The sequence below is a fragment of the Rhodococcus sp. 7Tela_A2 genome (assembly GCF_049311045.1).
Lineage (GTDB): Bacteria > Actinomycetota > Actinomycetes > Mycobacteriales > Mycobacteriaceae > Rhodococcus.
In genome coordinates this window covers 34,784-41,153 of the sequence record NZ_JAXION010000030.1, presented here as the reverse complement: position 1 = coordinate 41,153, position 6,370 = coordinate 34,784, and the positions used below count along the sequence as shown (strand labels likewise).

General features: G+C 66.8%; 8 protein-coding genes. 4 read left to right on the top strand and 4 right to left on the bottom strand.

Annotated elements, in window-relative coordinates; all coding sequences use genetic code 11:
* Positions 1–110 precede the first annotated feature (110 nt).
* Both TVH25_RS08235 and TVH25_RS08230 read left to right on the top strand, forming a co-directional pair.
* Positions 111–776, top strand: coding sequence for an IclR family transcriptional regulator (locus TVH25_RS08235; protein WP_296550499.1), 666 nt, complete (start codon positions 111–113; stop codon positions 774–776).
* A 106-nt stretch (positions 777–882) separates the two neighbouring features.
* Positions 883–1,641 carry an IclR family transcriptional regulator gene (locus tag TVH25_RS08230; RefSeq protein ID WP_296550498.1) on the top strand — a complete coding sequence of 253 codons (759 nt, stop codon included), beginning with the start codon at positions 883–885 and terminating at the stop codon, positions 1,639–1,641.
* Between the two features lie 20 nt (positions 1,642–1,661).
* On the opposite strand, the gene TVH25_RS08225 is transcribed toward TVH25_RS08230, so the two are convergent.
* Positions 1,662–2,450 (bottom strand): SDR family NAD(P)-dependent oxidoreductase, encoded by a 789-nt coding sequence (locus tag TVH25_RS08225; RefSeq protein ID WP_169618938.1) that lies wholly within the window; start codon positions 2,448–2,450, stop codon positions 1,662–1,664.
* Between the two features lie 110 nt (positions 2,451–2,560).
* Here TVH25_RS08225 and TVH25_RS08220 point away from each other — a divergent pair, with 110 nt between their 5' ends.
* A complete protein-coding gene (locus TVH25_RS08220; RefSeq protein ID WP_296550497.1) occupies positions 2,561–3,148 on the top strand; it encodes a TetR/AcrR family transcriptional regulator in 588 nt (195 codons plus the stop codon).
* A 43-nt stretch (positions 3,149–3,191) separates the two neighbouring features.
* On the opposite strand, the gene TVH25_RS08215 is transcribed toward TVH25_RS08220, so the two are convergent.
* The gene (locus TVH25_RS08215) at positions 3,192–4,328 is read right to left on the bottom strand and encodes a Rieske 2Fe-2S domain-containing protein (protein WP_169618934.1); all 1,137 of its coding nucleotides are present in this window, start codon (positions 4,326–4,328) and stop codon (positions 3,192–3,194) included.
* A gap of 55 nt (positions 4,329–4,383) precedes the next feature.
* Entirely contained in the window at positions 4,384–4,662 is a 279-nt protein-coding gene (locus tag TVH25_RS08210) for a hypothetical protein (RefSeq protein WP_169651430.1), read from the bottom strand.
* A gap of 174 nt (positions 4,663–4,836) precedes the next feature.
* Between TVH25_RS08210 and TVH25_RS08205 the strand changes: the two genes are divergently transcribed.
* Positions 4,837–5,619: an enoyl-CoA hydratase gene (locus TVH25_RS08205; RefSeq protein WP_378528139.1), complete on the top strand. Its 783-nt coding sequence runs from the start codon at positions 4,837–4,839 to the stop codon at positions 5,617–5,619.
* Here TVH25_RS08205 and TVH25_RS08200 read toward each other — a convergent pair.
* The gene (locus tag TVH25_RS08200) at positions 5,616–6,341 is read right to left on the bottom strand and encodes a helix-turn-helix transcriptional regulator (RefSeq protein WP_422423802.1); all 726 of its coding nucleotides are present in this window, start codon (positions 6,339–6,341) and stop codon (positions 5,616–5,618) included. The genes TVH25_RS08205 and TVH25_RS08200 overlap by 4 nt on opposite strands.
* Between the last annotated feature and the right edge of the window lie 29 nt (positions 6,342–6,370).

The window sequence follows — 6,370 nt, the reverse complement described above, 5'->3', positions numbered from 1 at the left end:
CGACATCCGTCGCGGCGCTTCTGTGCATCCGATCGCCTCCGCGTTACAGTCGTACCCATCCATTGATCAACCGATCAACACGCTCCGCATCCCGTTCCGAGGAGGGCGTTGTGCCCGACGTATCCGACAGTCCCCAGTCCGTCCTGGGGCGTGTCACCCTTCTGCTCGAACCGTTCCGCACCGCCGAGGGCCTGACCCTCACCGAGTTGGCTCAGCGCACAGGGTTTCCGCGCTCGACGACCCACCGGATGCTGGTGCAACTGGTGAAGGTCGGCTGGATCAGCCGCACCGGCACCACGTACCGCCTCGGCCCCAAGATGATCGAACTCGGTGCCCAGGCCCGCGAACGCGACCGGATCTACAAGGCCGCCCTACCCACGATGTACGACCTTCAGACCCAGACCGGCCTGGCGGTCCACTTGGCCGTCCTCGACGGTGAAAGCCTGCTCTATCTCGAGAAGATCGGCGGGCGCTGGGCAACCGAAATACCCTCCCACGTCGGCCAACGCCGACCGACGCACGAGACGGCGGCGGGCATCGCCTTGCTGCGCCACCGGGACGGCGCACCGTCGGACCACGCCCACTCCGAATGCTTCCTCTACTCCGAGGGCGTCGTTCGCGGCGGAAATCCGGTCCGCTGCGTGGCCGCGGCCTTCGATGCAGGCTGCGGGGAGATCGCCGCACTGTCGCTGGCCGGCCCTCAGGGGCGCATTCCCGAGGGGGCGAGCCGGCTGGTTCGCAGCGCCGCCGACGCGGTGTCGGCACTCCTGACCTGAAGAAACCTCTTCCCGAGAACATGCTGCCCTGCTACTGTCTTCTTCGGTTGATTGATCGAGCGATCAATACTCGTGGGCCGGCGTGCCCCATCCATATGGAGGTTTCGTGAGGAACTGTGACGGCTTCCCCGCGGCTGTCGTCGACCGCGTCGCCGGACTGCTCGATGCGTTCCAGACCAACAACAAACTCACCCTGTCCGAATTATCTTCTCGGACAGGGCTACCGAGGTCGTCGGCACATCGGCTCCTCACCCAGTTGATGGAGTTCGGCTGGGTTCGGCGAGAGGGCCACTCGTATGCTCTCGGCCGCACCATCTTCGAATGGGGCGCACTCGCGCAGCACCACGACGGACTGCACCGCGCCGCACACCCGGTTCTCCACGAACTGCACGCCGTGACGGGACTGGTGGTCCACCTCGCAGTCCTCGACGGCAGCGAAGTGCGCTACCTGGACAAGGTAGGCCGGGAATCGGTACCCGTCCCGTCGCGCATCGGGGGACGTCAACCGGCTTTCCGGACTGCCTTGGGTAAGGCACTCATCGCGCACACCCGGTTCGACCCCACCGGGACGTCCACCGCGGAGCAACTCGCTCCGCCGGTGGGTATCGACGCAGCACGGCTGCGCAACGAGATCGCGTGGATCCGGGAGCGGCACGTGGCCCATGAGCGCGGCGAATCGATTCCCGGAATCGCGTGCGTCGCAGCACCGATCGGCGACGGGCGCACCTACATAGGTGCCGTGTCCGTCACCGGCGCCGCCGACAAGGTGGACGCCGTCCACCTCACGACGCCGGTTCGAGTGGCTGCCCGCACGATCTGGCGCAGCCTCTCCCGGACCACCACCCCACAACGCCGCGTGGGGTGAATGCGAGGCACACCGCGCCGTTACCGCACCAGCGCTTGCCCTCCGTCGACAGGCAGCGAGTGACCGGTGATGTATCGCGCGGCGTCGCTGCACAGAAACACCACCGCCGGGCCGATGTCGGTTTCCGGGTCGCCGAGCCGGCCGAGGGGCACGGTGTCGAGGTACCCCGCGGCGGCGTCGGGATCAGCGCGGGCCCACTCTTCCATCGGCTGCGAATTCGCGAGCGGCAGAATCGCGTTGACGCGGATACCGTCGCCGGCCCATTCGCACGCCGCGGTGCGGGTCAGTACCCGGACGGCTTCTTTCGCCGCGGCGTATCCGCCGGTGCCCGAAGGGTTCCACCGGATTCCGGCCGCCGACCCGAGGTTGACGACGGCCCCGTGCCCGCGCAGGTAGGGGTGGCACGTGCGCATCATCCGCCACGTCGCCGTAGGACCCGACTCCATGCACTCCCGGTATGTCGCCTCGTCCAGGTCGAGCAGTGGCCCGGGCGCCGGGGTCTGGGCATTGTTGACCAGCACGGTGATTCCGCCGAAACGTTCGGCGACAGCCGGAACGAGCCGCGCGACCGCCTCGGCGTCGGTCACGTCGCACACGTAGGGCTGCGCCACACCGCCCCGGCGGGTGATGTCGTCGGCGACCGATTCGAGTGTTCGTGCCGTGCGCCCGACCACGGCGACCTGCGCACCGGCGGCAGCGAGTGCAAGGGCGATGCCGCGGCCGATGCCCTGCCCGGCACCCGTGACGAGAGCTGTTTCGCCGGCCAGAACCGTGTTCGGGACCGGTGCGACCGTCTGCGAGGTTGTCATACATACTCCTGGTGAGCGTGAGGGATGGGACCTCATTGATCGTTTGATCAATGAGGTCTGGCACAATGGCCTGCCGAGGTACGCCGGTGCCCGACGGCAGGAGGCTCGAAGTGGATCCACACGAACGCAAAAGGCAGATCCTCGACCGGTCGGCCGAGATCTTCTCCCGGAAAGGTGTCACGGCGACCACGATTCGCGAGATCGGCGACGCTGTCGGTGTGTACTCCGGGGCGCTCTACCACTACTTCCCGTCGAAGGAAGCGATCGTCACCGAACTCATCCGTGAGTATTTGGAAGACCTCACGGCGCGCTGCGCCGAGGTGACGGAGCGCAAACTGCCCCCCGTCGAACGACTCGAAGCACTCGCCGAGATCGCACTGGCGACCAGCGAGCAGTACCACGGGGCGACGTCCATCTGGCGACGCGAAGGCGAGTACATGCGCGAACGCGTCGTCGAAGCCGACATGGTCGAGACGGCCGACGCCATGCAAGTCGCGTGGCGCGAGGCGATCGCCGACGGCGTCGCCGACGGCACGTTCCGTTCGGATATCGACCCGGAAGTGTTCCGGGAACTGCTCTACGACGCCGTCTGGCACGCGTCGCGCTGGTTCCGGTCCGGTCCCGACGCGACGACAGCCGATCTGGCGCGCACCGTGATCTCGGTATTCGTCGACGGCCTGCGACGTCGACACAACTGAGCCGTGCCCCCCGCGCGGGGGGGGGCCCCCCGGGCTCCGGCTGTTACTCCCCTGTGGCGGAGAGGTTCTCCTCGACTTCCTTGTGCCACGACTCGAGGGCACGACTCGTGTCGACCTCGAACTCGAAGCGCTGGGTCATCTCGGGAGTGACCTCCTCGACATCGACGTAGAACTGGCTGTACCAGCGCCGCAACTGATACACCGGGCCGTCTTCTTCGGTCAGGAGCGGGTTCTCGATACGCGTCTTGTGCTTCCAGATCTCGATGTCCTGCTGGAACTGCTCTTCGAGACCGTCGGTGAACAGCGTCGCCATCTCCGACATCTGCTCGTCCGTCATACCGTCGATCTTCTTGACGATCGTGCCGAACTGCAGGACGAAGGAGTTCGACGTCACCGGGTAGTGGCAGTTGATGAGCTTGGACTCGATGGTCTTACCTTCGGACACGGTGTAGATCGTGTCCAGCATGAAGGACGGACCGTAGTAGAAGGCGTCCGAGATCGTCTGTGCCTCGGGAAGATCCATCTGGACGCCGGTCTTGATGTCGTCGCGCCCGTACGAACGCATGTGCTGGCCGGCGATGTGGCCGTCGAAGACGTTCTTGAAGTACTCGGGCATCTGGAAGTGCACATAGAAGAAGTGCGCCATGTCGACCACGTTGTCGACGATCTCACGGCAGTGCGAGCCCTCGACGTGGATCGTCGTCCAGGTCCAGTCGGACCACTGCCCGTCCTCGTAGCCTTCGATCTCGGGGATCGCGAGTTCCGGCGTCGGCTCGGTGCCCTGCGGGCAGTTCCACACGAAGAGCACGCCGTTGCGCTCCATCGTCGTCCACTTCTTGGTGCGCGCCACCTTCGGGGTGCGGCGCGCGTAAGGCACTGCCTCGCAGCGGCCTTCACCGTTCCAGCGCCAGTCGTGGAACGGGCAGGCGATGGTGTCGCCCTTGATCTCGCCGCGTGCGAGATTGCCGCCCATGTGCCGGCAGTACGAGTCCAGCACGTGAAGTGTTCCGGAGGTGTCGGCGAAGACCACCAGGTCGGTGCCGAACACCTTGACCTGGTGCGGCTTTCCGTCGCGGAACGACTTGGCGAGGCCGATACAGTGCCATCCTCGCGCGAATCGGGTGGGGTTGGTGCCGGTGTCGATATTGCGGATCTCGATACGATCCTGCTGGACGGTCATTCTGGTCTCCAAGAGGTGTACGGGCGGAGCGAGCGGAATCTGACAGACACGGTGGTCACCGGGCTGCGGTGACGGTGTCCTCGGAAGCGAGGGGCCGGACGGACGGTTCGACCCTCGTGGTCGCGCGGAGCTTTCCCTCCGACACCGCCTCGTCGACCGTGCAATCCAATGCTGCACACCGCATGACGTATGCGGCGGGATCGAGATCACGAGCTGCCGCGATTTCGTGGCAGGCCGCGCGGGCGGAGTCGGTCCACTGGATGCTCGTATGAGCGGGGCTGTATTTCGCGACGTGTACGCGGGCCGCACAGGCGCGACAGTCGAGCGACTGCATCAAGGCGTTTCCCTTCCTCGGATACCGCGAGAGTAGAAAGGCAGCTGTGGCGGCGGCCACATCGATTCAGCCCAGTGGAACGCCACGCCGGGCAGGACGTCATCGGTGACGGGACGACCCGGCGATCGTTACGCTCCGCAGGCCAGCCGAACTCGTCTCCGCGAAGGAACGAACATGACCGAGCCGATCCTGCTCACCGCACAACACGGGTCCACCCGTGTGCTCACGTTCCACCGCCCGCAACAGCGCAACGCACTGAGCTCCGCCCTCATCGAGGTACTGCGCACGGAACTCGCGGCGGCGGACGCCGACGAGGCGACCGACGTCGTCGTCCTGACCGGCACCGACCCCGCGTTCTGTGCGGGACTGGATCTGCGCGAACTCGGCGGCTCCGGCGGCAACCTGGGCCGCCTGTCGGACGACGGCATCCCCGTCGGCCATCCGTGGCGACCACTGTCGAAACCCGTGATCGGCGCGATCAACGGCGCCGCCATCACCGGCGGGCTCGAGATGGCACTGGCGTGCGATTTCCTCATTGCCTCCGAACGCGCACGGTTCGCCGACACTCATGCGCGCGTCGGGGTGCTTCCCGGCTGGGGACTGACCTCCCGGCTTCCCGCCGCCGTGGGCGGCGCGTTCGCACGTCGCATGAGCCTCTCGGGAGACTTCGTCGACGCCGAGACAGCCCTGCGGGTCGGATTGGTGACCGAGGTGGTGGAGCACGACCGGCTTCTCGGCGCCGCCCTGGATCTGGCCGCGACCATCGCGGGCAACGACCGGGCGGGCGTGCGGACACTGCTCGCGTCGTACCGCCGAGCGGAGGAGCACGTCGTCGCTCCGGCACTGCGGGTGGAGAACGAGACGTCGCGGCAGTGGATGGAGAACTTCACGCCGGAACGTGTCGCCGAGCGCCGCGACGGTGTCATCGGACGCGGGCGCGCTCAGAACGCTCCCTAGCCGTACCGACCGGAGACGTCGGTCGTCTCGCCTCGGCCGCTCACCGGCCTGGCTGTTGCTGGGGGAACGCCGATCTCGTCGAGGTGGTGGCCGCTGCAGGCGATCCTGGTTGCACTGGCGTGCTCGATACGCGACACCAGGAACCACCGCATGGCGCTGCGTAGCCTGCACCACCCGATCAGGTACCACTGGCCGTTCGTGGAGGCGAACATGACCGGCTCGACATCCCGGGTGGTCGTGTCGCCGTCACGCGCGGTGTAGCGGATACGCACCACCCGTTGCTCGGCCATCGCTTCCTCGAGCGCCGACTTGACCGCGCGAAGTGGCGGTGGAGGCGAGTTGACCCAGACGCGACCGGCCAGCGCATCGGCCTTCGTCCGAGTCTGTGGATCGAGTACGTCCATGATCTTTCGAACGCCCGCCGAGGCGAGATCGGCGTACGGAGCATCGGGTGCGGCAGAGACTGCCGCGAGTAGTGCCACTGCCTGCACGGGGGTGAGGCTGACCGGGGGCAGGGTGCCTCGGGCCACCAGCCCGTAGCCGCCGCCGGGGCCCGGACGCGACCAGATCGGCGCGCCGCTGTTCTCGAGTGCGGTGAGGTCTCTTTTGACCGTCCGCACGGACACGCCGAACTCCTGTGCCAGTCGCTCGGCAGTGCATCCACGCGGTCCGCTGCGTCGCAGCATCTCGGACAGGGCGTGGAGTCGCTCCGCCCTCTTCATCTCCCACCCCGGCAGAAAACCATGTCAAA

Coding starts and splice junctions, on each gene's coding strand:
- TVH25_RS08225 (WP_169618938.1), bottom strand. CDS start 2,450: ATGACAACCTCGCAGACGGTCGCACCGGTCCCGAACACGGTTCTGGCC.
- TVH25_RS08215 (WP_169618934.1), bottom strand. CDS start 4,328: ATGACCGTCCAGCAGGATCGTATCGAGATCCGCAATATCGACACCGGC.
- TVH25_RS08210 (WP_169651430.1), bottom strand. CDS start 4,662: ATGCAGTCGCTCGACTGTCGCGCCTGTGCGGCCCGCGTACACGTCGCG.
- TVH25_RS08205 (WP_378528139.1), top strand. CDS start 4,837: ATGACCGAGCCGATCCTGCTCACCGCACAACACGGGTCCACCCGTGTG.
- TVH25_RS08200 (WP_422423802.1), bottom strand. CDS start 6,341: ATGAAGAGGGCGGAGCGACTCCACGCCCTGTCCGAGATGCTGCGACGC.